The sequence below is a fragment of the Azospirillum sp. BE72 genome, from assembly GCF_031455875.1.
In the GTDB taxonomy this organism is placed as follows: Bacteria; Pseudomonadota; Alphaproteobacteria; order Azospirillales; family Azospirillaceae; genus Azospirillum.
Window position 1 is genome coordinate 733,673 of record NZ_JAVDTO010000002.1, and the last position, 24,998, is coordinate 758,670.

26 protein-coding genes, 1 other RNA gene and 1 pseudogene are annotated in these 24,998 nt (G+C 68.2%); 13 read left to right on the forward strand and 15 right to left on the reverse strand.

Annotated features, from left to right (window positions below):
* Positions 1-25: 25 nt before the first annotated feature.
* The 11 genes and pseudogenes from ybgC to J2Y49_RS09585 form a co-directional block, all read right to left on the reverse strand.
* Complete coding sequence (gene ybgC, locus J2Y49_RS09535) at positions 26-523, reverse strand: tol-pal system-associated acyl-CoA thioesterase (protein WP_310114390.1); 498 nt, start codon at positions 521-523, stop codon at positions 26-28.
* Entirely contained in the window at positions 516-1,589 is a 1,074-nt protein-coding gene (gene ruvB / locus J2Y49_RS09540) for a Holliday junction branch migration DNA helicase RuvB (protein ID WP_149223226.1), read from the reverse strand. The genes ybgC and ruvB overlap by 8 nt, the downstream gene beginning before the upstream one ends.
* The gene (gene ruvA / locus J2Y49_RS09545) at positions 1,586-2,212 is read right to left on the reverse strand and encodes a Holliday junction branch migration protein RuvA (protein WP_252137148.1); all 627 of its coding nucleotides are present in this window, start codon (positions 2,210-2,212) and stop codon (positions 1,586-1,588) included. The genes ruvB and ruvA overlap by 4 nt, the downstream gene beginning before the upstream one ends.
* A gap of 3 nt (positions 2,213-2,215) precedes the next feature.
* The gene (locus J2Y49_RS09550) at positions 2,216-2,785 is read right to left on the reverse strand and encodes a DUF559 domain-containing protein (protein WP_310114981.1); all 570 of its coding nucleotides are present in this window, start codon (positions 2,783-2,785) and stop codon (positions 2,216-2,218) included.
* 6 nt (positions 2,786-2,791) lie between these two features.
* Positions 2,792-3,259 (reverse strand): annotated as a pseudogene (ruvC, locus tag J2Y49_RS09555) (crossover junction endodeoxyribonuclease RuvC); the annotation flags it as partial.
* Between the two features lie 90 nt (positions 3,260-3,349).
* Positions 3,350-4,102, reverse strand: a complete 753-nt coding sequence (locus J2Y49_RS09560; RefSeq protein ID WP_310114392.1) for a YebC/PmpR family DNA-binding transcriptional regulator — start codon at positions 4,100-4,102, stop codon at positions 3,350-3,352.
* Between the two features lie 171 nt (positions 4,103-4,273).
* Positions 4,274-5,098, reverse strand: coding sequence for a TIGR00282 family metallophosphoesterase (locus tag J2Y49_RS09565; RefSeq protein ID WP_310114394.1), 825 nt, complete (start codon positions 5,096-5,098; stop codon positions 4,274-4,276).
* Between the two features lie 22 nt (positions 5,099-5,120).
* Positions 5,121-5,705: a 5-formyltetrahydrofolate cyclo-ligase gene (locus J2Y49_RS09570; protein ID WP_310114396.1), complete on the reverse strand. Its 585-nt coding sequence runs from the start codon at positions 5,703-5,705 to the stop codon at positions 5,121-5,123.
* A gap of 29 nt (positions 5,706-5,734) precedes the next feature.
* A non-coding RNA gene (gene ssrS, locus J2Y49_RS09575) (6S RNA) lies at positions 5,735-5,898 on the reverse strand.
* A 14-nt stretch (positions 5,899-5,912) separates the two neighbouring features.
* Positions 5,913-6,221 carry a cell division protein ZapA gene (locus J2Y49_RS09580; protein ID WP_310114398.1) on the reverse strand — a complete coding sequence of 103 codons (309 nt, stop codon included), beginning with the start codon at positions 6,219-6,221 and terminating at the stop codon, positions 5,913-5,915.
* Between the two features lie 4 nt (positions 6,222-6,225).
* Positions 6,226-6,450, reverse strand: coding sequence for a hypothetical protein (locus J2Y49_RS09585; RefSeq protein ID WP_310114400.1), 225 nt, complete (start codon positions 6,448-6,450; stop codon positions 6,226-6,228).
* A gap of 412 nt (positions 6,451-6,862) precedes the next feature.
* Here J2Y49_RS09585 and tkt point away from each other — a divergent pair, with 412 nt between their 5' ends.
* Positions 6,863-8,857 carry a transketolase gene (tkt, locus tag J2Y49_RS09590; RefSeq protein ID WP_310114402.1) on the forward strand — a complete coding sequence of 665 codons (1,995 nt, stop codon included), beginning with the start codon at positions 6,863-6,865 and terminating at the stop codon, positions 8,855-8,857.
* Positions 8,858-8,916: 59 nt separating this feature from the next.
* Positions 8,917-9,924 (forward strand): type I glyceraldehyde-3-phosphate dehydrogenase, encoded by a 1,008-nt coding sequence (gene gap, locus J2Y49_RS09595; RefSeq protein ID WP_310114405.1) that lies wholly within the window; start codon positions 8,917-8,919, stop codon positions 9,922-9,924.
* A 237-nt stretch (positions 9,925-10,161) separates the two neighbouring features.
* Here gap and J2Y49_RS09600 read toward each other — a convergent pair whose 3' ends face one another.
* Together J2Y49_RS09600 and J2Y49_RS09605 are read right to left on the reverse strand one after the other, a co-directional pair.
* Positions 10,162-11,850, reverse strand: coding sequence for a cache domain-containing protein (locus J2Y49_RS09600; RefSeq protein WP_310114407.1), 1,689 nt, complete (start codon positions 11,848-11,850; stop codon positions 10,162-10,164).
* 172 nt (positions 11,851-12,022) lie between these two features.
* On the reverse strand, positions 12,023-12,367 hold the full coding sequence (locus tag J2Y49_RS09605) for a type II toxin-antitoxin system HicB family antitoxin (protein ID WP_310114408.1): 345 nt from the start codon (positions 12,365-12,367) through the stop codon (positions 12,023-12,025).
* 236 nt (positions 12,368-12,603) lie between these two features.
* Here J2Y49_RS09605 and J2Y49_RS09610 point away from each other — a divergent pair, with 236 nt between their 5' ends.
* From J2Y49_RS09610 to J2Y49_RS09635, 6 genes are all read left to right on the forward strand, one after another.
* Positions 12,604-13,080 carry a hypothetical protein gene (locus tag J2Y49_RS09610; protein ID WP_310114410.1) on the forward strand — a complete coding sequence of 159 codons (477 nt, stop codon included), beginning with the start codon at positions 12,604-12,606 and terminating at the stop codon, positions 13,078-13,080.
* 110 nt (positions 13,081-13,190) lie between these two features.
* Complete coding sequence (locus J2Y49_RS09615; protein WP_310114412.1) at positions 13,191-13,436, forward strand: hypothetical protein; 246 nt, start codon at positions 13,191-13,193, stop codon at positions 13,434-13,436.
* 166 nt (positions 13,437-13,602) lie between these two features.
* Positions 13,603-14,532, forward strand: coding sequence for a class I fructose-bisphosphate aldolase (locus J2Y49_RS09620; RefSeq protein ID WP_310114414.1), 930 nt, complete (start codon positions 13,603-13,605; stop codon positions 14,530-14,532).
* A gap of 3 nt (positions 14,533-14,535) precedes the next feature.
* On the forward strand, positions 14,536-15,213 hold the full coding sequence (gene thiE / locus J2Y49_RS09625; protein ID WP_310114416.1) for a thiamine phosphate synthase: 678 nt from the start codon (positions 14,536-14,538) through the stop codon (positions 15,211-15,213).
* A 43-nt stretch (positions 15,214-15,256) separates the two neighbouring features.
* The gene (locus tag J2Y49_RS09630; RefSeq protein ID WP_310114419.1) at positions 15,257-16,063 is read left to right on the forward strand and encodes a TSUP family transporter; all 807 of its coding nucleotides are present in this window, start codon (positions 15,257-15,259) and stop codon (positions 16,061-16,063) included.
* Between the two features lie 259 nt (positions 16,064-16,322).
* Positions 16,323-17,648 carry an outer membrane protein transport protein gene (locus tag J2Y49_RS09635; RefSeq protein ID WP_310114421.1) on the forward strand — a complete coding sequence of 442 codons (1,326 nt, stop codon included), beginning with the start codon at positions 16,323-16,325 and terminating at the stop codon, positions 17,646-17,648.
* 152 nt (positions 17,649-17,800) lie between these two features.
* Here the strand turns inward: J2Y49_RS09635 and epmA are convergent, their stop codons facing one another.
* On the reverse strand, positions 17,801-18,865 hold the full coding sequence (gene epmA, locus J2Y49_RS09640) for an EF-P lysine aminoacylase EpmA (RefSeq protein WP_310114423.1): 1,065 nt from the start codon (positions 18,863-18,865) through the stop codon (positions 17,801-17,803).
* 391 nt (positions 18,866-19,256) lie between these two features.
* Between epmA and efp the strand changes: the two genes are divergently transcribed.
* The 5 genes from efp (at position 19,257) to J2Y49_RS09665 (ending at position 24,294) form a co-directional block, all read left to right on the forward strand.
* Complete coding sequence (efp, locus tag J2Y49_RS09645; protein ID WP_194915021.1) at positions 19,257-19,823, forward strand: elongation factor P; 567 nt, start codon at positions 19,257-19,259, stop codon at positions 19,821-19,823.
* Positions 19,824-19,920: 97 nt separating this feature from the next.
* A complete protein-coding gene (locus tag J2Y49_RS09650) occupies positions 19,921-20,718 on the forward strand; it encodes an inositol monophosphatase family protein (protein WP_149223209.1) in 798 nt (265 codons plus the stop codon).
* A gap of 123 nt (positions 20,719-20,841) precedes the next feature.
* Positions 20,842-21,609, forward strand: a complete 768-nt coding sequence (locus J2Y49_RS09655; RefSeq protein WP_310114427.1) for an OmpA family protein — start codon at positions 20,842-20,844, stop codon at positions 21,607-21,609.
* 60 nt (positions 21,610-21,669) lie between these two features.
* The gene (locus tag J2Y49_RS09660) at positions 21,670-22,863 is read left to right on the forward strand and encodes a flagellar motor protein MotA (protein ID WP_149223207.1); all 1,194 of its coding nucleotides are present in this window, start codon (positions 21,670-21,672) and stop codon (positions 22,861-22,863) included.
* 36 nt (positions 22,864-22,899) lie between these two features.
* A complete protein-coding gene (locus J2Y49_RS09665) occupies positions 22,900-24,294 on the forward strand; it encodes a peptidoglycan -binding protein (RefSeq protein WP_310114430.1) in 1,395 nt (464 codons plus the stop codon).
* A 12-nt stretch (positions 24,295-24,306) separates the two neighbouring features.
* On the opposite strand, the gene J2Y49_RS09670 is transcribed toward J2Y49_RS09665, so the two are convergent.
* Complete coding sequence (locus tag J2Y49_RS09670) at positions 24,307-24,897, reverse strand: GNAT family protein (protein WP_310114433.1); 591 nt, start codon at positions 24,895-24,897, stop codon at positions 24,307-24,309.
* Between the last annotated feature and the right edge of the window lie 101 nt (positions 24,898-24,998).

A 24,998-nucleotide genomic window follows, 5' to 3' on the forward strand; every position in this document is an offset into this window, starting at 1 on the left:
GAGTGGAAGGGAAAGGGTCGAACGGTCAGGCAGGCAGTGAAGAGGATTGCTTTGCATGCAACGTCTCCATCGCCGCTTTCACCGGGTCCGGCAGGCGCACGGCCCGCCCGGCCCGGTTGATCGTCACCAGTTGCAGGTCGGCGCGCGCCAGCACGCGACCGTCGCGGCGGATGACTTGTGCAACTGCGAAGGAGGCACCGCGGATATCGACGATTCGGGTTTCCACTTCAAGGGTGTCCTCCAGCTTGGCAGGCGCGTCAAAATCGATGGTCAGACGCCGTACCGCAAATGACACACCTGTGACATCGCCCGAACCCTCCGCCATCTCCTTCTGACGGAAGCCCATCAGGTACAGCATCTCCGTCCGCGCCCGCTCCGCAAAGCGGAGGTAGTTGGCGTGATAAACGATGCCGCCCGCGTCGGTGTCCTCGTAATAGACCCGCAGCGGATAGCGGTGCGTGCCGTCCTCCGCGAACCAGCCGGAGAGGGAGGGGCCGGAGAGGGAGGCGGCTGCGTTACTCATCGCCATCCCCTTCCGTCGGATCCGGAACCCGGTCCAGCAGGTCGAGCTGCCGGATCGGCGCGTTCGGCGGGTTGAGGCCGAGATAGCGGAAGCCCTGGTCGGTCAGCATGCGCCCGCGCGGCGTGCGCTGCAGGAAGCCCTGCTGGATCAGGTAGGGCTCAACCACCTCCTCCAGAACGTCGCGCTGTTCGCCCAGCGCCGCGCCCAGCGTCTCCACCCCGACCGGCCCGCCGCCATAGTTGTTGGCGACCAGCCCCAAGTAGCGCCGGTCCATGCTGTCCAGCCCCAGCCGGTCGACCTCCAGCCGGGTCAGCGCGGCATCGGCGACGCGCTTGTCGACCTCCTCGACGCCCGCCACTGCGGCGAAATCACGCACCCGGCGCAGCAGGCGGCCCGACACGCGCGGCGTGCCGCGCGACCGGTTGGCGATCTCGCGCGCGCCCTCCGGCGTGATGCCCATGCCGAGCACACCGGCGGCACGGCGCACGATCAGTTCCAGCTCGTCCGGCTCATAGAATTGCAGGCGCACGGGAATGCCGAAGCGTTCGCGCAGGGGCCGCGTGATCAGGCCGCTGCGCGTCGTGGCGCCGACAAGGGTGAAGGGCGGCAGGTCGATCCGGATGGACCGCGCCGACGGGCCTTCGCCGATGATGAGGTCGAGCTGGAAATCCTCCATGGCGGGATAGAGCACCTCTTCCACGGCGGGATTAAGGCGATGAATCTCGTCGATGAAGAGGACGTCGTGCGGCTGCAGGTTGGTCAGCAGCGCCGCCAGATCGCCGGCCCGCGCGATGACCGGCCCGGAGGTGGCGCGGAAGCCCACCCCCAGCTCGCGCGCCACGATCTGCGCCAGCGTGGTCTTGCCCAGGCCGGGGGGCCCGAACAGCAGCACATGGTCCAGCGCCTCGTTGCGGGAGCGGGCGGCCTGGATGAAGATCGACAGGTTCTCGCGCGCCTGGCGCTGGCCGATGAACTCGGCGAGCGACAGCGGACGGATCGACGCCTCGGCCGAATCGCCGTGGCCCTGGCCCGGCTGGACCAGACGATCGTTTTGGGGGTCGCTCATTGGCTCAGTTCCTTGAGGCCCTGGCGGATCAGATCGGACACGCCGGCGTCATCGCCCAGCACCCGCCCGGCGGCGACGACCGCGCCGAAGGCCTCCGACCGGCCATAGCCGAGATTGACCAGCGCCGACACCGCGTCGGCCAGCGCCGGGCTGGCGCCCGGAACGGCGGCGGGGGCACCCTTGCCGGCCGGCGCACCCGCTGTCGCCGCGGGGCCGAGCGCCAGATTGCCGACCTTGTCCTTGAGTTCGTTGAGGATGCGCGCCGCCACCTTCGGCCCGACGCCGTCGGCGCGCACCAGCGCGGTCTTGTCCTGCGAGGCTATGGCGCGGGTCAGCTGGTCGGGGTCGAGCACGCCGAGGATCGACAGCGCCAGCCGGGCGCCGACGCCCTGGATGGTGGTCAGCAGCTTGAACCACTCCCGCTCCGCCTGATCGCCGAAGCCGTGCAGGACGATGCGCTCCTCGCGGATGAAGGTCTCGACCACCAGCGACGCCCGCTCCCCCACCGCCATGCGCGACAGCGTGCGGTTGGAGCAGGACAACAGGTAACCGACGCCGTTCACGTCGAGCACGACCCAGTCGGTGCCGGTGGAATCGACGATGCCGGTCAGCTTGGCGATCATGGATCAGGACTCCGAATCCCTCTCCCGCCCCGGGAGAGGTTGGCCCGCAGGGCCGGGTGAGGGGTTCGCCGCGGCGACCGGCCGCCGCAGGACGGAAGTTTCGTCCAGGCGCGCCTTGATCGTCGTCAGGACACCGTCGAGGTTGTCGCCGACATCATTGTTCCAGAACCGCATGATGCGAAAACCGGCCTGCTCCAACATCCTGGTGCGCCGCTCGTCATGGGCGGCGCGCTGCTCCGCATGCTGGCCGCCATCCAATTCGATGATGAGCCGGTGGTCGTGCGAGACGAAATCGACGGTAAAGCCGAATATAGGTTCCTGCCGCCGGAATTTCGCCCCCAGTTGGCCGTTCCGCAGCTTCTGCCACAGCATCTTTTCCACTTCCGTGGAGTCGCGGCGAAGCACGCGGGCGCGTTCGTTTTCCTGGGGTGTAGGGAGGCGCTTGGCGTGTTTGGCGAGCGGCGGAACGGACAGCCCCTCACCCTCCCCGCCTGCGGCGGGTCCCTTCCCTCTCCCGGGGCGGGAGAGGGCCTGTTGCGCCGGTGGCGAAACGCCCGCCCCCCGCCGCCACATCGTCCAGCTGGCGCGGTGGTGCGCGTGGCAGATCGCCACGGCCAGCGCGTCGGCGGCATCCGGGCTGCCGATCTCGCAACCCGGCAGCAGCAGGCGCACCATCGTCTGGACCTGCGCCTTCTCGGCGCGGCCCTGGCCGACAACCGCCTTCTTGACCATGTTGTTGGCGTATTCCGCCACCGCCAGCCCGGCCTGGGCCGGCACCAGCAGGGCCACGGCACGCGCCTGCCCCAGCTTCAGGGTCGAGACCGCGTTGCTGTTGACGAAGGTCTCCTCCACCGCCGCTTCGTCGGGGCGGTAGCGCTCCACCACCGCCGACAGCGCGTCGTGGAGCTGCACCAGCCGCTCGGCCAGCGGGCAGCGGTCGTCGGAATGCACCGCGCCGTCGGCGACGTGGCTCAGGCGGTTGCCCGCCACGTCGATGATGCCCCAGCCGGTGTGGCGCAGGCCGGGGTCGATCCCCAGCAGCCGCACCGGCGAAGGCACCGTCGCATCAGTCCGTCCGGGCCGTCCGGCATGGGCAAACACGGCACCCGTACTCCGCTCGCAAGACCCGCGTCGATGTTACGCGGTCAGCTTCTGCATCAGCTCGTCGGAGATGTCGAAGTTGCCTTCGACCACCTGGACGTCGTCGTTGTCCTCCAGCACGTCCAGCAGCTTCAGCAGGCTGGCTGCGGCATCCTCGGACGGCGCGACGGTGTTCAGCGGACGCCAGGTCAGCCGCGCGCTCTCCGCACCGCCGAACTTGGCCTCCAGCGCGTCGCGCACGGCGCCGAAGTTCTCGACGGTCGTGGTGACCTCATGCCCCTGTTCGTCGGATTCGACGTTGTCGGCACCGGCCTCCAGCGCCACCTCGAACACGGCGTCGGCATCCGCCGCGGCGGCCGGGTAATAGATCGCGCCGATGCGGCTGAACATGAAGCTGACCGAGTTGGTCTCACCCAGGCTGCCGCCGTACTTGGTGAAGCTGGAGCGCACTTCCGCGGCGGTGCGGTTGCGGTTGTCGGTCAGCGCCTCGACGATCAGGGCGACGCCGCCGGGACCATAGCCCTCGTACCGCACCTCTTCATAATTCGCGTCGTCGCCGCCACCGGGCGTGCCCTGCTTGATGGCGCGGTCGATGCGGTCGCGCGGCATGTTCTGCGCGCGTCCGGCCAGGATGGCGGCGCGCAGGCGCGGGTTGGCCGCCGGGTCCGGCAGGCCGCTCTTGGCGGCGACGGTGATCTCGCGGGCGAGCTTGTTGAAGATCTTGGACCGCTTGGCGTCCTGCGCGCCCTTGCGGTGCATGATGTTCTTGAACTGGGAATGACCGGCCATGGGTCGAACGAGCCTCGAAACGGAAGATGGTCAATCGGGCGGGGTGAGCGCACGACACATGTAACAGGTCTGCCGCCCCACCGCACCTTTTCGGCGCGGGAGACGACACCCACGGGATTAGAAAGTCAATATGGCGAGATTGCGGCGCGGCCGCGCCAGAGCTGCGACGCCCTACTGCATCCGCTCCGGCAAAGTCTGGCTCAGCCGTCCGCCGATGCGCAACGGTTCGATACGGACAGCCAACCCGCTGCGGTCGTCGGTCTCGACGTAGCAGCCGCAGACGGTGCCCTCCCCTTCTGCCGGGGACAGCCGCTCGGTCGGCAGCTTGCGCACCATCTTGGCCAGCGCCACCTCCTTCTTCATGCCGATGGCGCTGTCGTAATCGCCGCACATGCCAGCGTCCGACTGATAGGCGGTCCCCTTCGGCAGCACCATGTGGTCGGCCGTCGGCACATGGCTGTGGGTGCCCACCACCAGCGAGGCGCGGCCGTCGCAGAAATGGCCCATGATCATCTTCTCGCTGGTCGCCTCGCCATGCATGTCGACCAGCACGGCATCGACACCCCCCGGTCCCAGCCGGTGCGCCTTCAGCACCCGGTCGACCGCGGCGAAGGGGTCGTCCATCGGCTCCATGAACAGGCGAAGCAGCACGTTCACCACCAGCACCTTGCGCCCGCCGCGCGCCTGCAGCAGGACGAAGCCGCGGCCGGGCGTGCCCTCCGGGTAGTTCAGCGGGCGGATGATGCGCGGCTGCTGCTCGATGGTGCCGACCAGTTCCTTCTGGTCCCAGGTGTGGTTGCCCAGCGTCACCACGTCGATACCGGCGGCGAAGAACTCCTCGGCGATCTTGACGGTGACGCCATAGCCGCCGGCGGAATTCTCGCCGTTCACCACGGTCAGGTCGGGGTCCAGCCGCTCGCGCAGCATCGGCATGTGCGCCAGCACCGCATCGCGCCCGGCCCGGCCCACCACGTCGCCGAAGAACAGAATCCGCATCGCCCCAACCTTCCCGATAATCTCACTTATGAATGCGGAGCGTTTCCCGCTCCGTCACGATCCAGTCCAGCCGCTCGTCATGGCCGTCCACCGGCACCGCCGGCATTTCCTGCACCGCGAAGGCCACGCCCACCGCCAGAACCGCCCCACCCGCCCGCAGGCCGTCCAGCGTCCGGTCGTAATAGCCGGCGCCATAGCCCAGCCGGTGCCCGTCGCGGTCGAAGGCCAGCATCGGCACCAGCAGCAGCGACGGGCGCAGCACGGCACGACCCTCCGCCGGCTCCTGAATGCCGTAACGGCCGGCCGCCATCGGTACCTCCGGATCCCAATCCCGAAAGACCAGCGCGGTGCCGCGCGGCCCAGAGACCGGTAGCCCGACGGAGTGACCAAGGTGTTTAAGATGGAGCAAAGCCGGCCGCGCGTCGAGTTCGGAGCCGAGCGGCCAATATCCCCCGGCGTCGCCGCGCGGCAGATGACCGCCGCGCGCCAGTTCGGCGATGCGGTCGCGCACGGCGGCGGATGCTGAGGGGCGGTCGGTGTCGGCGATGGCGTCGCGCCGGGCGCGCGCCTCGCGTCGGGCGGCGTCCTTGGCTTGCGGATCGGTCATCGCGGACTGCGGGCGGGGAGAAGAAGGTGGAAGGTGCCGCCTTGGCCGGTGGCCATGTGCCTATCCTCCATGGCCTGCATGAGCAGGTGGGCGCCATATACCCGGCCCGATGGGCCGGACAGGGACAGCTCCCTAGAGATCAAGGTTATCGGCCCTGGGGATTATTGCAGCCTGTCGAACCAGGCAGCGGTCCTTCCGTGTACCAATCTAGGCGCGCTCGAGCCGCGCGGCAACCTCTTCGATGCGTTTTGCGACACGATCGAGTTCGCCGACCACCGCGACCTCGTCCACGGCGGGGGCGATCCCCTTGTTGGACATCACGTCCTGCAACTCGTCGGCCAGCACCAGGCAGGTCATCAGCATCATCTGCGCCTCCGACCCGCTGCGCCCGCCGCCGGTCAGACGGCGCAGCCGGTCGTCGACGTAAGCCGCCAGTTCCCGCAGCCTCGCCTCCTGCCCGTCCTCGCACAGCATGCGATAGAAACGGCCGTTCACTTCGATGTCGACCTGGGCCATGGCGTCAGCTCTCCAGCACTTGTTGCAGCCGGGCGATGGCGACCTCCAGCCGCTGGGACACCGCCTCTGCGGTGGCCTGGGCGGTCGCGCGATCGGCCCGCGCGGTTTCCAGCGCCTGCGACAGGTCCTGCTCGCGCCGGCCGACCCGCTCCTCGCGCGCCGCAGCGGCATGTTCCAGCCGGTCCACGGCACGGCCGAGACGGTCGAGAGCGGCTTTCAGGGAATCCATGGACGTCAACCTCGACCTGTGGGCACGTCATGTTCACTGGACATCGGTCCCGCCCCGGCTGTCCGCCAAGCCGAGCCGCTGCCGTTCGGAGCGCCTAGAGTTGGGCCGGCACGCCGACCTCGTCAACCGTCACGACGGACTCTTCCACCGAATGCCCATACGGAATACCGGGGCGTGACGGAAGGCCGCAGCGGACACTCTGGTGCAGCGACGGTATCCCGCCGGAAACATCTCACACGGAAGAAGGGCCTCTGCCATACCATTTCCTACCCCATTCCCATGTTGACCTGCGGACGGCGGTTCTGCATGGTGCGCCCGTTTCGCGGCGCCTCATCCGGCGACCGCGCCACACCCGTTGACTTGGCATCGTCGCCGACGCCGCAACCGCGCCCGACCCCGCAGGAAACGCCAGATGTCCGCTGCCTCCGCCCAGCCCTCCCTCCACACGATGGCCAGCGCGATCCGCGCGCTCTCCATGGACGCGGTCGAGGCCGCGAAGTCCGGCCACCCCGGCATGCCGATGGGCATGGCCGACGTCGCCACGGTCCTGTTCACCCAGTTCCTGAAGTTCGATCCGAAGAACCCGTCCTGGCCCGACCGCGACCGCTTCGTGCTGTCGGCCGGCCACGGGTCGATGCTGATCTACTCGCTGGCCTACCTGACCGGCTACGAGCGGATGACCATCGACGAGATCAAGCGCTTCCGCCAGCTGGGCAGCCTGACCCCCGGCCACCCGGAAGTCGATCCCAGCCTGGGCATCGAGATGACCACCGGCCCGCTGGGCCAGGGCGTCTCCACCGCCGTTGGCATGGCGCTGGCGGAGCGGATCACCAACGCCCGCTTCGGCGACGAGCTGATCGACCACTACACCTACGTCATCGCCTCGGACGGCGACCTGATGGAGGGCGTCAGCCACGAGGCCTGCTCGCTGGCCGGCCATCTCGGGCTGAACCGCCTGATCGTGCTGTGGGACGACAACCACATCTCCATCGACGGCTCGACCGACCTCAGCTTCACCGACGACACCCAGGCGCGCTTCCGCTCCTACGGCTGGAACACCATCGCCGTCGACGGCCACGACACCGACGCGGTGACCAAGGCCATCGCCCAGGCGAGGACCTCCACCGACAAGCCGACGCTGATCGCCTGCCGCACCATCATTGGCAAGGGCGCGCCGAACAAGGCCAACACCCACGGCTGCCACGGCTCGCCGCTGGGCGCCGACGAGGTCGCCGCGACCCGCGAGGCCATCGGCTGGACCCATGAGGCCTTCGTCGTTCCCGACGAGGTTCTGGCCGCCTGGCGCGCCGCCGGTACCCGCAGCACCGACGCGTACGCCGCCTGGACCGGCCGCCGCGCCGGCCTGACCGAGGCCGCCGGCAAGGCCTTCGACGAGGCCTTCGGCCGCGGCGTTCCCTCCGCCCTGACCGACGCCATCGTCGCGTTCAAGGAGAAGGTCAGCGCCGACAAGCCGAGCTGGGCGACCCGCGTCGCGTCGGGCAACACGCTGGAGGTCCTGGTCCCGGCGATCCCGGAGATGATCGGCGGCTCCGCCGACCTGACCCCGTCGAACAACACCAAGGTCAAGAACACCGCCGACGTGAAGGGCAAGGGCGAGTTCGCCGGCCGTTACGTCCGCTACGGCGTGCGCGAGCACGGCATGGCGACGCTGATGAACGGCATGGCGCTGCATGGCGGCGTTATCCCCTACGGCGGCACCTTCATGCAGTTCGCCGACTATTGCCGTCCGTCGATCCGTCTCGCCGCGCTGATGAAGCAGCGCTCGATCTTCGTGATGACCCACGATTCGATCGGTCTCGGCGAAGACGGCCCGACCCACCAGCCGGTGGAGCATCTGGCGGCGCTGCGCGCCATCCCGAACCTGCTGGTGCTGCGCCCGGCCGACGCAGTCGAGACCGCCGAGTGCTGGCAGATCGCACTGGAGGCCACCGGCGCCCCGTCGGTCCTGGCGCTGACCCGCCAGAACGTGCCCACCCTGCGCACCGAGCATACGGCTGAAAACCTGTCGGCCCGCGGCGCCTACGTCCTGGCCGAAGCCGAGGGCGAGCGCAAGGCGACCGTCCTCGCCACCGGTTCGGAAGTGTCGTTGGCGATGGAGGCCCGCAAGGCCCTGCAGGCCCAGGGCATCGGCACCGCCGTTGTGTCTATGCCGAGTTGGGAACTGTTCGAGCGCCAGGACGATGCGTACAAGGCATCGGTGCTCGGCACCGGCGTGCGCGTCGGCGTCGAGGCGGCGATCCGTCTGGGCTGGGACCGCTGGCTGGGCGCGAACGGCGCCTTCGTCGGCATGGCCGGCTTCGGCGAATCGGCGCCCTACCAGGAACTGTACAAGCACTTCGGCATCACCGCCGAAGCGGTCGTGGACGCCGTAAAGGCGCGTCTCTGAGAGAAGCCGAAGGGGCGTCCAGCCGAATTCGGGCGCCCCATATCCAACTGGAGGAAGTCATGGCTGTACGGGTAGCGATCAACGGTTTTGGCCGCATCGGCCGTCTGGTTCTGCGCGCCATCTACGAGAGCGGCCGCAAGGACGTGGAGGTCGTGGCGATCAACGACCTGGCCGATCTGAAGGCCAATGCGCACCTGCTGAAGTACGACAGCGTCCACGGCCGCTTCCCCGGCACCATCGAGACCGGCGACGGCGTCCTGATCGTCAACGGCCACTCCATCAAGGTCGTGCAGGAGCGTGACCCGGCCAAGCTGCCGTGGAAGGATCTGGGCGTCCAGATCGCCATGGAATGCTCGGGCATCTTCACCAAGCGCGCCGATGCCGCCAAGCATCTGGAAGCCGGCGCCGAGAAGGTGCTGATCTCCGCTCCGGCCACCGACGAGGACATCACCGTCGTCTACGGCGTCAACCACGACAAGCTGACGGCCGAGCACAAGATCGTCTCGAACGCGTCGTGCACCACCAACTGCCTGGCGCCCGTCGCCCATGTCCTCCACAACCTGGTGGGCATCGAGAAGGGCTTCATGACCACGATCCACTCCTACACGGGTGACCAGCGGATCGTCGACACCAACCACAAGGACCTGCACCGCGCCCGCGCGGCGGCCCTGAACATGATCCCGACCTCCACCGGTGCGGCCAAGGCCGTCGGCAAGGTGCTGCCGGAACTGAAGGGCAAGCTGGACGGCACCGCCATGCGCGTTCCGACCCCGAACGTGTCGGTCGTCGACTTCAAGTTCACCGCCGGCCGCGCCACCTCGGTCGAGGAGATCACCAAGGCGATCTCCGACGCCGCCAACGGCCCGCTGAAGGGCGTGCTGAGCGCCTACACCGAAGATCTGGTTTCGACCGACTTCAACCACGACCCGCACAGCTCGATCTTCGCGCTGAACGAGACCAAGGTCATCGACGGCAACTTCGTCCGCATCATGACCTGGTACGACAACGAGTGGGGCTTCTCCAACCGCATGAGCGACACCGCCGTCGCCATGGCCAACGCCAAGTAAGCCTCGCCGTACCAAGAAAAGGGCGCCTTCCGCAAGGGAGGCGCCCTTTTTGCTGGGTGGGGTTGAGCAAAGCCCCTCTCCCCCTGTGGGAGAGGGGTTGGGGTGAGGGGTGGCAATTCTCAGTCCCTATCGCGCGGCCTGCGGCCGCCCCCTCATCCCAACCCGCGGGTCGGCAAAACGCCGTTGGCGTTTGGCCGATCCCGCCCCGCGATGGGGAGAAGGGCTTTGTCAGCACTCTCACGCCGCCCGCACCGTCGCCAGGAAAGTGCCGACCTGGGCGTTCAGCCCGGCGGCCTCCTCCGACAGCTTGCCCAGCGCCTCCACCAACTCGCGGGCGGTGCGGCCGCTCTCGTCGGATGCGGCGGTGACGCCGGAGATGCTCGACGACACCTCCCCCGTTCCGGCCGCGGCCTGCTGGACCGAGCGGGAGATCTCCGCGGTGGCGGCGTTCTGCTGGTCCACCGCGGCGGAAATCGTCGTGGCGATGGTGCTCAGCCGCTCGATGACGGCGGACACCTTCTGGATCTCCGTCACCGCCAGACCGGTCACCGACTGGATGCCGTTCATCTGGCCGCCGATCTCGTCGGTCGCCTTCGCCGTCTGGTTGGCCAGCGCCTTCACCTCGCTGGCGACCACCGCGAAGCCCTTCCCCGCCTCGCCGGCCCGCGCCGCCTCGATGGTGGCGTTCAGCGCCAGCAGGTTGGTCTGGCCGGCGATGGAGTTGATCAGCCCGACCACGGTGCCGATCCGGTCCACCGCCTCGGCCAGGCTGCCGATGCGGCCGGTCGCCTCCTGTGCCATGCCGACGGCCTCGTTGGCGACGCGGCTGGCCTCCGACACCTGCCGTCCGATCTCGACGATGGAGCTGGACAGCTGTTCCGACGCCGCGGCCACGGTCTGCACGTTGGCGGCGGTGCCGTCGCTGGCGCTGGCCACCAGCCCGGCGAGCTGGCTGGTCTGCTCGGCCGCGTGCGACATGGCCTGCACCTTCTGCCCCAGCGCGTCGGTGGTGGTGGAGACCGAGCGGATCATGCCGCCGACCGTCCCTTCGAATCGGGCGGCCAGCCGGTCCATCGCCTGCCGCTTGTCTTCCTCCGCCCGGCGGGCGGCCTCGGCCTGTTCGGCCTCCAGGCGCCGGCTCGCCTCGGCGTTCAGCTTGAACACCTCCACGGCGCGGCCCATGTCGCCCAGTTCGTCGCGGCTGCCGGTCTCGGGAACGGCGGCCGACAGGTTGCCGTCGGCGAGGCTGCGCATGCTGTCGGACAGGCGGCGGATGCGGCGGCTGATGGAGTTGCCGACCAGCGCGATCAGCGCCACCACCGGCAGGGCCAGCCCGCCGACGATGGCCGCCATGGTCCACAGGCTGCGCATGAAGCGGACGTCGAGGTCGTCGATGTAGACGCCGGTGCCGATGATCACCTGCCACGGCTCGAACATCTTGACGTAGCTGAGCTTGGGCAGCGGCTGGTCGCCGCCGGCCTTGGGATAGCTGTAGCCGACGAAGCCCTCGCCCTTGTTGCGGGCGGTGTCGACCATCTCGCGCGAGAAGAAGACGCCGTTGGCATCCTTCATGTCACGCTGGTCCTTGCCGATCACGTCGGGGCGGACCGGGTGGATGACTGCCTGGTAAGCGGTGCCGAGGACGAAAATATAGTCCTTGCCGTTGTAGAACATCGTGTTGATGTTCGCCTTGAACCGCTCGAACGCCTGCTCGCGGGTCAGGCGTCCGGCCTTCACTTCGGCGTCGTAGCCGGCGGCGAGCCCATGGGCGGTCTGCACGACGGAGCGCAGCGTCTCCTTGCGGTCCTCCAGCGTGCTGCGCTGGTTCAGCCACAACGCCGAGGCGGCGAGCGCGATGCAGATGGCGCCGGCCAGCACGACCAGAGCCCAGAGCTTCGCCCGCAGGGTCAGTTTCAGTCCGCTCATAGCCAATCCCCTTCTTCCTTTGGGGAGATATGAGCAAGTGCAATGCCAGTTGGGCAAGAGGAACATACCCACGCATCGCAATGCATGCGCGCAGTCCCCACCCGCAGCCCGAATGCCAAAATGCCATGCGGCCGGACCGGCGCAGGCAATCGGCATCGCAATTTGCGAATTTTCAGCCCGCCTTCACCTTCGCCACTCCGGCCGCCCGCCCCAGGCATTCGGCGATCCAGGCGGAAAGGCTCTTGCCCTCGCGCGCGGCGCAGTCGGCGATGGCCCGGTGCAGGATGGGGTTGATGCGGATGGAGATACGGCCGGAAAAGGGCTGCTCCCCATCGCCGCCCATATCGCAGGACAGGTCGAGATAATCGTCCACCGCACGGCGGAAGGACTCGCGCAGTTCATCCACAGACCGGCCGGAAAAGGTGATGCCGTCGTGGGTGTTGATGACCTCGCCGACGAAGACGCCCGCGTCATTGTCGAAGTCGATCTGGGCCTTGTAACCCTTGTATTCCATCATCGCGGCATTCCCGGGGGATCGATTCCCATGAAACGGACCCGGCGCGCTGGCACCCTGTCCCCAGAGATTGGGTCCGATGTGACCGACCATACTCCGGGACCGCGATCATAGGGTTTGACCTGCCTCAATTCTCTCAACCGCAGGATCACGCCCGGCCGTATCTCCGATTCGCTCGTTCCGGACGCTGCCGGCCGCGGTTAAAGTGCGCTGCCCTCCCCCGCTGCCGCGACGTGCCGATGACCGTCCCTCCGCCCTTCCGCCCCATCCTGATTCGCGGCCTGGACGATGCGCGGGCCGCCGCCGCCGCCGCCGACCAGGCCGGGAAGCCTCTCGTGCTGATGGCACCCCCCGCGACCGGCGCCCTGTGGCTGCGCGGGGTGGTCGAACGGGTCCGCATGGCTCATCCCGGGCTGGAGATCGCCGGCCTGCTGGATTGCGGCGACCGCGCCGGCGAGGCACAGGGGGCGCTGGCGGCCGGGCTGCGGCTGGTCCTGTTCACCGGCCGAGCCGACGTGGCGGACCGGCTGGCCGCCATCGCCGCCGCCCGCGGCACGGCGCTGCTGACCCGCTGCCCGCCAACCCTCGACCTCGCCGCCCAGCCCACTGCCGCCCAATCCGCCGCCGCCCAATCCACCGCCAAAGGTCGGAGCCGGCACCGCGTGGCCGCGCTGGAGGCCCTATGCCGCGACTGGTTGGCACGCGACCAAGGTTAGGGCAGGACTACCGCTTTTTCGCACAGCGTCGCCGCGCAAAGGTGGTGTAGCGTCACGTAAGGATATTTTTGTGACACAGCACCCTCCCTCCGATGCCGGAAGACCCGCCCATGAGCATCACCTCCCTGACCACGCCGGAGTCGACGATCGCGCAACCTCTCCGTCCGGGGCACGCCGCAAGCGGCCGGCCGGCGGACCGAAGCGGGCTGGGGGCCGCCGGCCCCGGCGCCGGGCCGGAAAAGATGCGCGGCATTCGCCTGCTGGCGGTCTGGATCGGATTGACGGCGGGGGCCTGGGCGGTGCTGGGCGGTGCCGGCTATGGGTTGTACATCGCACTGCGCACCCTTCTGCCCTAACCCCTTGGTGGGTGCCGCACCCACCATGCGGGGCCGGCCCCTCCGCAGGCCCTAGGCCTTTCAGACGTGGCAAATGGCCGCTTTATGCCCCTCCCGCCGTTGCAAAGCGGCCGAATACGGGCTAAGACGGCGCCATTTCCAAGAATGCCCCAGGGGAAGAGCCACAATGAAGCTCACGCGCCGCGTCAAAGACATTCTCGCCAACTACGAGAGCGACAATCCCGGCACCAAGGCGAACCTCGCCCGCATCCTGATGGAAGGCAAGCTCGGCGGCACCGGCAAGCTGGTGATCCTGCCGGTCGACCAGGGCTTCGAGCACGGGCCCGCCCGCAGCTTCGGCCCGAACGATGCCGGCTATGACCCGCACTACCACTACCAGCTGGCCATCGACGCGGGCTGCAACGCCTACGCCGCCCCCCTGGGTTCGCTGGAAGCCGGCGCCGGCACCTTCGCCGGCTCGATCCCGCTGATCCTGAAGATGAACAGCGCCAACTCGCTGTCCACCCAGAAGGAAGCGGCCGACCAGGCCGTCACCGCCTCGGTCCAGGACGCGCTGCGCCTGGGCTGCTCGGCCATCGGCTTCACCATCTATCCCGGCTCCGACGCGATGTACTCCCAGTATGAGGAGTTCCGCGAGCTGTCGAAGGAGGCGAAGTCCTACGGCCTCGCCACCGTGCTGTGGTCCTACCCGCGCGGCGGCGCCGTCACCAAGGACGGCGAGCTGGCCATCGACGTGATCGGCTACGCCGCCCATATGGCCGCTCTGCTGGGCGCCCACATCATCAAGGTGAAGCTGCCGTCGGCCCATCTGGAGCAGGCGGAGGCCAAGAAGGTCTACGAGTCCAAGAACATCCCGATCGCCACCCAGGCGGAGCGGGTGAAGCACATCATGCAGTGCACCTTCAACGGTCGTCGCATCGTGGTCTTCTCCGGCGGCGCCACCAAGGGCGAGGACGCGGTGTTCGAGGATGCCCGCGCCATCCGTGACGGCGGCGGCAACGGCTCGATCATCGGCCGCAACGCCTTCCAGCGCCCGCGCGAGGATGCCCTCAAGCTGCTCGACCGGATCATGAAGATCTACCAGGGCCGGGAGTAAAACTTGGCCAAGGGAAAGCCGGCGCAGGCGGAACCTCCCGCCTGCCGTCTGTACCTCGTGACGCCGCCGGCCCTGGAGCCGGCGGCGTTCGCGCCGCTTCTTCGGGAAGCGCTGGATGCCGGCGACGTCGCCTGCGTGCAGCTGCGCCTCAAGGACTGTTCCGAGGACGACATCCGTCGCGCCTGCGACCTGCTGCGCCCGATCGCGCAGGAGCGTGAGGTCGCCTTCATCCTGAACGACCATCCGCGTCTTGCGCGGGAAACCGGCTGCGACGGCGTCCATGTCGGGCAGCAGGACACTCCCTATCGCGACGCCCGCAAGATTCTGGGCAACGACGCCATCGTCGGCGTCACCTGCCATGACAGCCGCCATCTCGCCATGATCGCCGGCGAGGAGGGGGCCGACTACGTCGCCTTCGGTGCCTTCTTCCCCACCACCACCAAGACGGCCGAGTACAAGGCGGAGCCGGAACTGCTGAGCTGGTGGTCGGAACTGATGGAGGTCCCCTGCGTGGCGATCGGCGGCATCACCGCCGAGAATTGTACGCCGCTGGTCACCGCGGGTGCCGATTTCCTGGCCGTCGTCAACGCCGTCTGGGGCCACCCCGAGGGTCCGGGTGCCGGAGTCCGGGCGCTGAACGCCGCCATCGAGGCCTCCACCGGGGCCGCACTCGCCGGCTAAGCCGGCCGATTGATTGGCCGATTACCTGGACTTCCCCAAAATCATGGATCTTCTGACGCCCGAGTCGCTGGGCATCCTGTTCGCCGTCGGCCTGCTGGCCGGCTTCGTCGATTCCATCGCCGGCGGCGGCGGCCTGCTGACCATCCCTGCCCTGCTGGCCGCCGGCCTGTCACCCGCCGAGGCGCTGGCCACCGGCAAGCTGCAATCCAGCTTCGGATCACTCTCGGCCACCATCAAGTTCGTCCGCCGCGGCGAGGTCAATCCCTCCTCGATGCGCACGATGATCGTCTGCACCTTCGTCGGCGCCGGCGCCGGCGCCACGCTGGTGCAGATGCTCGATCCCAGCTTCCTGCGCGATGTCATCCCGATCCTGCTGATCGGCATCGCCATCTATCTGCTGGTGTCGCCCAAGGCCGGCGACGTCGACGCCCACCAGCGCATCGGCGAGCATGCCTTTGCGCTGAGCATCGGCACCGGCATCGGCTTCTACGACGGTTTCTTCGGGCCGGGGACCGGTACCTTCTTCGCCATCGCCTTCGTCTCGCTGCTGGGCCACAACCTGCGCAAGGCGACCGCCCACACCAAGGTGCTGAACCTGACCAGCAACGTGGCCTCGCTGCTGTTCTTCATCCTGGGCGGCCATGTGCTGTGGACAATCGGGTTGCTGATGGGTGTCGGCCAGTATATCGGCGCCCAGCTCGGCGCCCACATGGTGATCCGCAACGGCGCCCGAGTCGTCCGTCCGATGCTGGTCGTCGCCTCCATCGTCATCACCGCCAAGCTGGTGTGGAGCGACGAGCACAACATCCTGCGCGAGATCTTCGCCGCCGCGGTCGCCTGGATCGTCTGACGCGCCGGGCTTCGCCGGCGCTTTTTCTCCACTGAAATCACTGGATAATTCCGCCGCCTGACGGCGTCACTGGCGAAGCCTCCGCTTCCGCCGGTGGTGCCGCCTTGCGGCTATTTCCCTTTTCCGACTTCCGAAACCGATGCAGGGCCGCAACACTGCTTGTACGGCCAACAAAAAGTGGTGGGCGGCTCTTTACGTAAGCGTCAGTTTGTGTATCATTGCGTCAACAACACAATTTGGGGAAGGAACCATGTCTCCGATGACGCTCAAGACACGCCTGATGACCGCCGCTGCCGCCCTTGCGGTGACCGCACCGATCGCGACCGCCTCCACGTCGTTCGCCGCCGGTTTCGCGTTGAAGGAGCAGAGCGTATCGGGCCAGGGCACCGCCTTTGCCGGCGTGACCGCCGGCGGCAACGGCGACGCCAGCTCCATGTATTACAATCCGGCGACCATGGGTCTGGTCACGGGGATCGAGGCTGTGCAGACCGCCACCGGCGTCATCGTGAAGTCGAAGGTCGAAAGCGCCAGCGCCACGCGCGCCCGGCGGCTGGGCGGCACCTCCATCAGCGGCAACGCGTCGCCCGGCGACATCGCGCAGGACGCCATCGTTCCGGCCGGCTATTTCGTCTATTCGATCAACGACGACCTGAAGGTCGGCCTGTCGGCCAACGGCCCCTGGGGCCTCGTCACCGATTACGGCGACAGCTGGATCGGCCGCTATCACGGCATCCGCTCCGACCTGCGCACCTATAATTTCGTGCCGACGGTGTCGTACCGGATCAACCCGATGATCACCATCGGCGGCGGCGTGCAGATCCAGTACGCCAAGGCCAAGCTGTCGCAGTCATCCGACTTCGGCGCCAGCCGGCTGGGCCGTCCGGGCGCGCTGGACGTCAAGAGCGACGTGACCGGCGACGATTGGGGCTGGGGCGTCTCGCTGGGCGCCTTGATCGAACCGATGAAGGGCACGCGCATCGGCATCGGCTATCGGTCAGCGGTCAAGCACACGCTGACCGGCAACATTTCCTTCACCGGCCTGCCGCCGGCGCTGGCGGGCGCCCTGCCCTCCCAGAGCGCCAATGCCGACCTGATCACGCCGGAAATCGCCTCCATCGGCCTGTACCACGAGGTGAACGACCGCTGGGCGGTGATGGCCGATGTGCAGTGGACCAACTGGTCGCGCTTCAAGGAACTGCGCGTCAACATCGCCAACCCGGCGCTCACCTCGGTCACGGAAGAGCACTGGAAGGACACCTGGTATTACGCGTTGGGCACCTCCTACAAGGTGACCGACAAGCTGACGTTGCGCGGCGGCATCGCCTTCGACAAGAGTGCGGTCGATGTCGAATTCCGCACGCCCCGCATTCCGGAGCAGAATCGTTACTGGCTTTCGGTGGGCGCCGGCTATCAGGTGACCGACAGCCTGCGCGTCGACGCCGCCTACTCCCACGTCTTCGTGCCCAAGGCCTCGGTCAACCTGACCGACGACCTGACCGGTGCCGAAGCCGGCCGCGGCAATCTGACCGCGGAGTACAAGAACGGCATCGACCTGATCGGCCTGCAGGCGAAGTTCACGTTCTGAGGTTGATTGCCCTCCCCCTTACAGGGGTCCCCTCTCCCCCCCCGGGGAGAGGGTTAGGGTGAGGGGGTCGCGCGGCGGCCCTCCTGCAAAAATCCAGAATGTGCATCCCCCTCACCCCGACCCTCTCCCTGGGGGGAGAGGGGGATACCCCCCTAGACCCCCGCCACCGGCAGCCACAGCACCTGTTCGATGCTCTCGGCCCCGCTGCACAGCATCGCCAGCCGGTCGAAGCCCATGGCGATCCCGCTGCTCTGCGGCATGCCGTGTTCCAGCGCCGCGAGGAAATCCTCGTCCACCGGGAAGCGCTCGCCGTACAGCCGCTCCTTCAATTCCATGTCGGCCTCGAAGCGGGCGCGCTGCACCGCCGGATCGGTCAACTCGCCGAAGGCGTTCGCCAGTTCCAGGCCGCAGGCATACAGCTCGAATCGTTCCGCCAGCCGCGGGTCCACCGGCTTCGGCCGCGACAGCGCCGCCATGCACAGCGGATAGTCGGTCAGAACGCAGGGCACGCCGTCGCCCAGATGCGGCTCGATCCGGTCGAACATGATGCGGAAGACGATGTCCTCCCAGCGGTCGCCGTGATGGGGCGCGATGCCGATGCGCGTGGCTTCCGCCGCCAGCGCCGCCGGATCGGGGTCGTGGCTGCCGTCATAGGTCGCCATCAGGTCGATGCCGGCATACTCCCGAAACGCGTCCGGCACGGTCAGCACCCGCCAGACGCCGAAGGGATCGCAGGTCATGCCGCGGAACGTGAAGCTCCGCCGCCCGCCGGATTCCGCCCCGGCACGCAGCAACTCCTGGCAATCCTCGATCAGGGTGCGGTAGCCGTCGCCCGCTCGATACCATTCCAGCATCGAGAATTCCGGTGCGTGGGTGCCCGACCGTTCGCCGTTGCGGTAGACATGCGCCAACTGCCACAGCCGAGGCACGCCCGCGACCAGCAGCTTCTTCATGGCGAATTCAGGGCTGGTGTGCAGGTAGAGCGGCCGGCGGTCGTCCGGATGGGGGCCTTGCAGTTCGGTGGCGAAGGCCTGGAGATGTGGCTCCATCCCCGGGGACACCTGCAGGGCCGGCGTGTCCACTTCGACGAAGGCAAGCGCCTCGAACACGCGGCGGACGGCGTTCAGCACCCGGCCGCGCGCTGCCAGATAGGGCCGGCGCCGGGCAAGCGCCTCGGGATGCCAGGGAGGAAGCTCGGGGGATCGGTGGGCGGGCATGCGGCGCGCTCTTCTGCAAAGTCGAAAGGGGTGCCGGCGCATCAGAGCACCCACGGGCGGCGTACTCAAGCCGGCTCGCCATTGGTCACAGCCCCGCCCCCCGGTCCGCGGTTTTGCCGCCCCCGCTTACCGCCGGCTGACGCGCCGTGGTAAACTCCGCCCGTCACCGGCCGGTGGTGGCGATCGGGGCGAATGGAACAGTGAACAGGGGCGGCGGAACTGTTTCAAACGTCGCATTGCTGGAGCAATTCCAAACTGGCTGCGCCGATTCGCTGAAGAATCGTCCGCCAATCGCCCGGATCGCGCGCCCATACCGTTCCGCGCCGTTGCCTATGGGCGGTCAAGCTGGTAGGGTCCGCGCCGCCCTGATTCTGGAATTCACGAGTACGCCATGAAGGTCAATGCCAACACGATGCGCCCCGGCCATGTGCTGGAGCACAACGGTAAGCTCTGGGTCATCACCAAAACCGCCATCGTGCAGCCTGGCAAGGGCGGCGCCTTCATCCAGCTGGAAATGAAGGACGTTCGCACCGGCAACAAGTCGATCGAGCGGTTCCGCACCCAGGAGACCGTTGAGCGCGCTCGCCTGGACGAGCATGAGATGACCTTCCTCTTCGCCGAAGGTGACAGCTTCACCTTCATGGACAAGGAAAGCTTCGAGCAGGTCGCCATCCCGCGCGACATCATCGGCGAACCGGCCGTCTTCCTGCAGGACGGCATGGAAGTCACGGTGCAGAGCCATGAAGGCTCGCCGCTGGGCGTCGAGATCCCCGGCAAGGTCACGCTGAAGATCACCGAATCCGACCCGGTGGTGAAGGGCCAGACGGCCTCTTCCTCCTACAAGCCGGCCAAGCTGGAGAATGGCGTGTCGATCCTGGTTCCGCCGCACATCGAGGCCGGGACCCGCGTCGTCGTCGACACCGCCACCGGCGAATATGTCGAGCGCGCGAAGGACTGATCCTTCCCAGGTCCGTCCTGCCATCACCGGTCTTCGCCAAGTGCGGAGGCCGGTGTATTGTTTTCTGGTTCCTGCATAAAACGGTACACCAACACCCATGGCCACCCGCTCCGCTCTCATCAACGTCATGGTCCGCGCCGCCGAAAAGGCCGCGCGGGGTCTCGTCCGCGACTTCGGCGAGGTCGAACACCTCCAGGTGTCGCGCAAGGGGCCGGCCGACTTCGTGTCCGCCGCCGACCTGAAGGCCGAACGCACCCTGCGCGAGGAACTGCAGAAGGCGCGTCCTGAATTCGGCTTCCTGATGGAGGAGAGCGGCGCGTCCAAGGGCAGCGACGCCGAGGCGCGCTGGATCGTCGACCCGCTCGACGGCACCACCAACTTCCTGCACGGCCTGCCGCACTGGGCGATCTCCATCGCCGCCGAGCGCAACGGCGAGATCGTCGCCGGCGTCATCTACGCCCCCATCGGCGACCAGTTGTTCTGGGCCGAGAAGGGTGCCGGCGCCTTCGTCAACCACACCCGGCTGCGCGTTTCCGAACGCCGCCGGCTGGAAGACTGCGTTCTGGCCACCGGCATTCCCTTCAAGGGCCGCGGCGACCACGCCGCCTTCCTGAAGGAACAGGAGGCGGTGATGAAGGAGGTCGCGGGCATCCGCCGCTTCGGTGCCGCCTCGCTCGACCTCGCCTACACCGCAGCCGGCCGATTCGATGCCTATTGGGAGCGCGGGCTGGCTCCGTGGGACTGTGCGGCCGGCGTGCTGATGGTCACCGAGGCCGGCGGCTTCGTCGGCGAGATCGAGGGCGGCCGCAACCCGGTCTTCACCGGCAACGTGCTGGCCGCCAACAGCCACCTCCAGGTCCCGGTCGCCCGCCTGCTGAAGTCCGCCAAGGGCTGAGCCCCTCGCCCGCATCGGCCCGCCCGTCCTGCCCCACGCCGGGGCGGGACGGATGAGCGGTTGTCGCTGGTGCGATCGATAGGCTATGGTTTGCAAGACAAGGGTTTAACGGGACGCATCGTTTTGGGCCGCTGGGGACACGCCGACCGCAAACACCGTGCCGTAGCCGCCGCGCTGTGCGCGGCCTGGGCACTGCACCCTGCCGCCCTGTCGGCCGCGGCACCGGCGACTGCGGCTCCGGCGAACGCACAGATCGCCGCCGGGCTGACGCTGGAGAATGCGGTTCCGCTGTCCGTGCCGCCGCGCCCCAGCCTGCGCACGCCACCGGCCGTCAAGGCGCCGCCGCGCCTCGTGCTGCCGCAGCCGCTTGAAGCACCTCCCCCGCCGGAGATGACCGAAGGCCCGGCCCAGCCGCCCGCCTCCCGGCCGGCAGCGCCGTCCGCCCCGGCCGTCGCCACTGCGCCGACGCAGGCAGCGCCCGCGCCGACGTCCGGAACCGAACCGGCGTCTCCGCGGACCGACACAGCGGCATTGCCTCCTCCCCCGGAAGCGGCACCTCCTGCGGCGACGCTGCCACCTTCGAGCGTTTTGAGCCTTGTGTTCCCGGCCGACGCCACCAATCTGCCGGATACCGCGGACGCCACGGTCGACCGGATCGTCGAACGGCTGCGCGCCAGCGACACCGCCCGTCTGCAGCTGCGCTCCTACGCCAGCGGCACCGCGGACACGGCGCGTGAGGCGCGGCAGCGGTCGCTCGCCCGGGCGCTGGCCCTGCGGGAGCGGCTGACCGCCTTCGGCATCCGCAGCAGCCGGGTCGATGTCCGCGCACTCGGGCTCGACGAGGCGGGCGGAGCGCCGGACCGGATCGATGTTGTCTTCTTGAACGAGTAGCGCTCCACCCGTGGGCCCACCCGTGGGCGAGGTCTGATCGGAACACCCCTTCGGAGCATCATGACCGCCACGACCCCAACGACCCGACCGCTGGAGGTATCCTCCCTCATGACACGCCCGGAGCGGTTCCTGACCCGGATGATCCTGTTCCTGGTGGTGGTCGGTGCCGTGTGCGGACTGCTGTTCCCGGCCCTGCGCGCAGCCTTCCTCAACAACGCGCCGTTGAATGGCGTCATCCTGGCGACGCTACTCGCCGGCATCGCCTTCATCTTCCGCCAAGTCCTGATGCTGCGCCCGGAAGTGGCGTGGCTTGAACAGTATCAGAGCGGCGTCGCCCCCGCCTCGCTGCAGGAGCCGGTGCTGCTGGCCCCGATGGCCCGCATGCTGGGCGAGCGGCGCGGCCGGCTGACCCTGTCGGCGCTGTCGATGCGCTCTCTTCTGGATGGCATTGCCTCGCGGCTGGACGAATCGCGGGAGCTGTCGCGCTACCTGATCGGGCTGCTGATCTTCCTCGGCCTGCTCGGCACCTTCTGGGGCCTGCTGCATACGGTGCAGTCGGTGGGCGGCGTCATCGGCAGCTTGTCGGTGCAGGGCGGCGACGTCGGCACCATGTTCTCCCATCTGCAGCAGGGGTTGGAAGCGCCGCTGGTCGGCATGGGAACGGCCTTCTCCTCCTCGCTGTTCGGCCTTGCCGGCTCTTTGGTCCTGGGCTTCCTCGAACTCCAGGCCAGCCAGGCACACAACCGCTTCTTCCAGGACTTGGAGGATTGGCTGTCCAGCGCCACTCGGCTGTCGAGCGGTGCGGCCGGCGGGCTCGAGTCGGGTGATCACTCGGCCTCGGCCTACCTGACCGCCCTGCTGGAGCAGACCGCGGAGAACCTCGACTCGCTGCAGCGCACCGTCGCCACGGCCGAGGAGGGCCGACGTGCCGCCAACGCCAACCTGATGGCGCTGACCGAGCGTCTGTCGAGCCTCACCGACCATATGCGGGCCGAACAGCAGCTTCTCCTGCGGCTGGGCGAAAACCAGTTGGAGGTGAGGAGCCTGCTCGACCGGCTGGCCGAAACCGCCGGCGGCGGCTTCGACGACGCCTCGCGCCAGCATCTGCGCAACATGGACATCTACCTCGCCCGCATCGTCGAGGAGTCCTCCAATGGCCGCGTCCAGGCGGTGCAGGAGATCCGCAGCGAGATCAAGCTGCTGGCCCGCACCATCGCCGCCTTGGCCGAAGAAGCCGACCAGCAGCAGCGCTGACACCCAGAACATCCAAGGCAAACGCCGGGAGCATCCATGGCCAGCATCAGCCGCCGCAACGGCCATCGCGACGCCAGCGCCTGGCCCGGCTGGGTCGACGCCCTGTCGTCCCTGGTGATGGTCGTCATCTTCCTGCTGATGGTGTTCATTGTCACCCAGTTCTACCTCGCCACCGCGCTGACCGGCCGTGACGAACAGTTGACCGTGCTCAACCGCAAGATCGCGGAAATGAACGACCTGCTGGCGATGGAGCGGGAAGCGAATGCCGATCTCCGCGTCAACATCACCCAGCTGTCGACCGAGTTGCAGACCTCCGTCGCCGCGCGCGACGACATGACTCTGTCGCTGAGCCAGTTGCAGGAGGACCGCGACCGCACCGCCCGCACGCTGGAGGAATTGCAGCGCAACGTCCGCGTCGACCGCGAGACACTGGACCTGAAGCTGAAGGAGATCCTCAGCCTGCAGGCCGACATCAAGGCTCTGCGCGATGCACGGCAGAAGCTGGAGGGCGAACTGGCCGCCGCCGCCGCCGCCGCCAAGCTGACCGAGCAGCAGCGTCAGGCGCTGCTGGCGGAACTCGGCACCACCCGCGACCGGGCGAAGGCGCTTGAGTCGGAACTGGCCTCCGCCGCCGAGAAGACGATGCTGGCGCAGAAGGAGATCGACCAGCGCGACATCCGTCTCAAGTCGCTCGAATCGCAACTGACCGATAGCCGAACCCAGGCCCGGAAGGATCTGGAGCAGCGCGACATCCGCATCCGCGACCTGATGGCCTCGCTGACCGGCGAGCAGGCCGAGGGCAACCGAAGCAAGCAGCAGATCGACCTGCTGAACCAGCAGCTTCTGGCCTTGCGCGACCAGTTGGCCCGCATCGGGGCGGCGCTGGAGGTATCGGAAAAGGCCTCGGCCGAGCAGAAGGTGCAGATCGCGGAGTTGGGCGCGCGTCTCAATCAGGCGCTCGCCGCCAAGGTTCAGGACCTTGCCCGCTACCGGTCGGAGTTCTTCGGCCGGGTCCGCGAGGCGCTGGGCAGCCGGCCGGACGTGCGGATCGTCGGCGACCGCTTCGTCTTCCAGTCGGAACTGCTGTTCCCGTCGGGCTCGGCGACTTTGGAAGAGGCCGGCAAGCAGCGCTTGGCCGATCTTGCCCGCACCCTGATCGAGATCGGCAAGGCGATCCCGTCCGACATCAACTGGGTCCTGCGGGTGGACGGCCATACCGACATCAAGCCGGTGCGCTTCCAGTTCGCCTCCAACTGGGAACTGTCTTCGGCACGCGCGCTGTCGGTGGTGAAATTCCTGGTCGACCAGGGCATCCCGGCCGAACGGCTCGCGGCGGCCGCCTTCGGCGAGTTCCAGCCCATCGACCCTGGCACGTCGGACGAGGCGCTGGCGAAGAACCGCCGGATCGAGATCAAGCTGGACCAGCGGTAAGGACCGGAGGGGTCAGCCCTTCCATTCCTCGCGCAGGATGGCGTAGAGGACATGGTCGCGCCATGCCCCGTCGATGCGCAGATAACCGCGGGCATAGCCTTCGTGGCTGAAGCCGACCTTTTCCAGCAGGCCGCGGCTCGGCAGGTTGGTCGGCAGGCAGGCGGCCTCGACGCGGTGCAGGCCGAGCTGGCCGAAAGCGAACTCCAGCACCAGCCGGGTGCCGCCCGACACATAGCCGTTGCGGGCGTAGGGCTGGCCGGCCCAATAGCCGAGCGTCCCCATCTGCGCCACGCCGCGCCGGATGTTGGTGAGGCCGAGCCCGCCGACCAGCGCGTCGGTTCCACGGTCGAAGATCAGGAAGCTGTAGCCGAGATCGTCCCGCCATTCCTGCGCCTGCCGCCGCAGCCGACGGGAGAAGGCGGTCCGCGTCAGGGCGTCGGCCGGCCAGGTGGGTTCCCACGGGGTGAGGAAGTCGCGCGAGGCGGCGCGGAGGTCCGCCCATTCCCGCCAGTCGCGCGGCAGCGGCGGCCGGATGTAGCAATGCGGGCCGTCGAGCCGTATCGCGGGCGGGCTGATGAGGCCGCTGCCGAGGAGGCGGATCATGAGTGCGGCCCCTCTCCCACCTTTGTATCCCCTCTCCCCCCCGGGGAGAGGGTTAGGGTGAGGGGGATCCGCCGGCCGGACGATCCACGCGAGGCATCCCC

Coding starts and splice junctions, on each gene's coding strand:
- ybgC (WP_310114390.1), bottom strand. CDS start 523: ATGAGTAACGCAGCCGCCTCCCTCTCCGGCCCCTCCCTCTCCGGCTGG.
- J2Y49_RS09635 (WP_310114421.1), top strand. CDS start 16,323: ATGACGCTCAAGACACGCCTGATGACCGCCGCTGCCGCCCTTGCGGTG.
- J2Y49_RS09650 (WP_149223209.1), top strand. CDS start 19,921: ATGGCCACCCGCTCCGCTCTCATCAACGTCATGGTCCGCGCCGCCGAA.
- J2Y49_RS09570 (WP_310114396.1), bottom strand. CDS start 5,705: ATGACCGATCCGCAAGCCAAGGACGCCGCCCGACGCGAGGCGCGCGCC.
- J2Y49_RS09600 (WP_310114407.1), bottom strand. CDS start 11,850: ATGAGCGGACTGAAACTGACCCTGCGGGCGAAGCTCTGGGCTCTGGTC.
- J2Y49_RS09610 (WP_310114410.1), top strand. CDS start 12,604: ATGACCGTCCCTCCGCCCTTCCGCCCCATCCTGATTCGCGGCCTGGAC.
- J2Y49_RS09665 (WP_310114430.1), top strand. CDS start 22,900: ATGGCCAGCATCAGCCGCCGCAACGGCCATCGCGACGCCAGCGCCTGG.
- J2Y49_RS09585 (WP_310114400.1), bottom strand. CDS start 6,450: ATGGATTCCCTGAAAGCCGCTCTCGACCGTCTCGGCCGTGCCGTGGAC.
- J2Y49_RS09565 (WP_310114394.1), bottom strand. CDS start 5,098: ATGCGGATTCTGTTCTTCGGCGACGTGGTGGGCCGGGCCGGGCGCGAT.
- J2Y49_RS09660 (WP_149223207.1), top strand. CDS start 21,670: ATGACCGCCACGACCCCAACGACCCGACCGCTGGAGGTATCCTCCCTC.
- J2Y49_RS09550 (WP_310114981.1), bottom strand. CDS start 2,785: ATGTGGCGGCGGGGGGCGGGCGTTTCGCCACCGGCGCAACAGGCCCTC.
- J2Y49_RS09630 (WP_310114419.1), top strand. CDS start 15,257: ATGGATCTTCTGACGCCCGAGTCGCTGGGCATCCTGTTCGCCGTCGGC.
- efp (WP_194915021.1), top strand. CDS start 19,257: ATGAAGGTCAATGCCAACACGATGCGCCCCGGCCATGTGCTGGAGCAC.
- ruvA (WP_252137148.1), bottom strand. CDS start 2,212: ATGATCGCCAAGCTGACCGGCATCGTCGATTCCACCGGCACCGACTGG.
- J2Y49_RS09620 (WP_310114414.1), top strand. CDS start 13,603: ATGAAGCTCACGCGCCGCGTCAAAGACATTCTCGCCAACTACGAGAGC.
- gap (WP_310114405.1), top strand. CDS start 8,917: ATGGCTGTACGGGTAGCGATCAACGGTTTTGGCCGCATCGGCCGTCTG.
- tkt (WP_310114402.1), top strand. CDS start 6,863: ATGTCCGCTGCCTCCGCCCAGCCCTCCCTCCACACGATGGCCAGCGCG.
- epmA (WP_310114423.1), bottom strand. CDS start 18,865: ATGCCCGCCCACCGATCCCCCGAGCTTCCTCCCTGGCATCCCGAGGCG.
- J2Y49_RS09615 (WP_310114412.1), top strand. CDS start 13,191: ATGAGCATCACCTCCCTGACCACGCCGGAGTCGACGATCGCGCAACCT.
- J2Y49_RS09580 (WP_310114398.1), bottom strand. CDS start 6,221: ATGGCCCAGGTCGACATCGAAGTGAACGGCCGTTTCTATCGCATGCTG.
- J2Y49_RS09560 (WP_310114392.1), bottom strand. CDS start 4,102: ATGGCCGGTCATTCCCAGTTCAAGAACATCATGCACCGCAAGGGCGCG.
- J2Y49_RS09670 (WP_310114433.1), bottom strand. CDS start 24,897: ATGATCCGCCTCCTCGGCAGCGGCCTCATCAGCCCGCCCGCGATACGG.
- ruvB (WP_149223226.1), bottom strand. CDS start 1,589: ATGAGCGACCCCCAAAACGATCGTCTGGTCCAGCCGGGCCAGGGCCAC.
- J2Y49_RS09605 (WP_310114408.1), bottom strand. CDS start 12,367: ATGATGGAATACAAGGGTTACAAGGCCCAGATCGACTTCGACAATGAC.